We start from the raw sequence: 1,299 nt of genomic DNA on the forward strand, positions 1-1,299 counted from the left end.
TTTAACATAAATCCCATATCTAGGCGACTGCGCCGATGCTAGCAGATAGGCACGGAAAAGGCAAGCCGCGAAAATATCGTGCAACGGGTAACTCCTTGTTTACGTTCCACTAACCCACAAGTGAAAAGTCCCCCTCAACATACTGTACGTCGTCGTTATCTTCGAGATCATTAAGAAAATTCATAAGCTTTGTGTTGAGCTCTGGAGAGTCTACCAGTACCCGCTGTTTCGGCCTCCAAGACAACCTCGCCAACTCGCCGTCAGAGTACTGCGCGTACAATCCATCTCTCACTTTACCAAAGTCCTCCACGCTGCAAATTATGGCATATACTTTATCTTCACCCTCGCCATCTTCTTCCAGATCTATCGCCCCCAGGCTGGTTGCAAGGTTAAAAAGGGCATCGAAACTCTCAATGCTTTCCGCCTTGTATACTACCAACCCTACATGGTCGAAAAGATATGCTATGCTGCCCTTCTCCCCCAATTTGCCACCGTGCTTGGAAAAAATATGCCTGAGCTCACCAGCAGTACGATTGCGATTGTTGCTCAGCGCATGCACAACAATAGCCGTGCTGCCGGGGCCTACCCCTCATACGTAATCTCCTCATAGCTGTCATCCGCTGCGTTGCCCTGCGCACTCTTTATAGCGGCCTCTATTTTGTCTTTTGGCAGATTTTCCGCCTTGGCAGAAGCTATTGCCGCCCTCAACCTTGGGTTCAGATCCGGGGTTGGCGGGCCGCTTCTAGCAGCAATGATTATCTCCTTCCTGAGTTTGGTAAACACCTTTGAGCGTTTTGCATCCTGCGCCCCTTTACGATGTTTAATATTTGCAAACTGCGAATGACCAGCCATAGCACACCCCCCAATACCGCAAACTGCGCGTAGTAACCCAAGCGCCACCACAGTCTAAGTCTTGCGGGGCAGATATGCAATCCTATTCCGCACAAACCACCAGCGCGGGGCCGCACCTCCTAAGTTACATCCACTGAGCATGGCCAATACCACTAATGCCACCAGCGGCGCTTATGGCCACCGTAGAAAATGGCAAGTCGACCCCGCCACCATGCAAGTAAAATCCACCTAAAAGCCATGTAGATGTTGCAGCGCACCCTCTAAGTTATATCCACCTGAGAACGGTCCACAACCCCAATGTGACCTGCATCGCCTACGGTGCCGTCCTCCGCCCCACAGAAAATGACAAAAAACCGTCTTACTTGCGGCAAAACCCCACCTAAAAGCCATGTAGATGTTGCAGCACTCCCCCGGAATGCTCGTAAATCACAGCAGCCAAATTTAGCA

At 50.7% G+C, this 1,299-nt stretch carries 1 protein-coding gene and 1 pseudogene; both read right to left on the reverse strand.

The features are described from left to right. Positions 1-109: 109 nt before the first annotated feature. Positions 110-852: pseudogene (locus tag GAC_RS04930) on the reverse strand (YebC/PmpR family DNA-binding transcriptional regulator). Positions 853-1,112: 260 nt separating this feature from the next. Then, positions 1,113-1,299: hypothetical protein (locus tag GAC_RS05855; RefSeq protein ID WP_206740392.1), on the reverse strand; the 187-nt coding region annotated here is incomplete at its 5' end.

This window comes from Anaplasma marginale str. Florida (genome assembly GCF_000215485.1).
In the GTDB taxonomy this organism is placed as follows: Bacteria; Pseudomonadota; Alphaproteobacteria; order Rickettsiales; family Anaplasmataceae; genus Anaplasma; species Anaplasma marginale.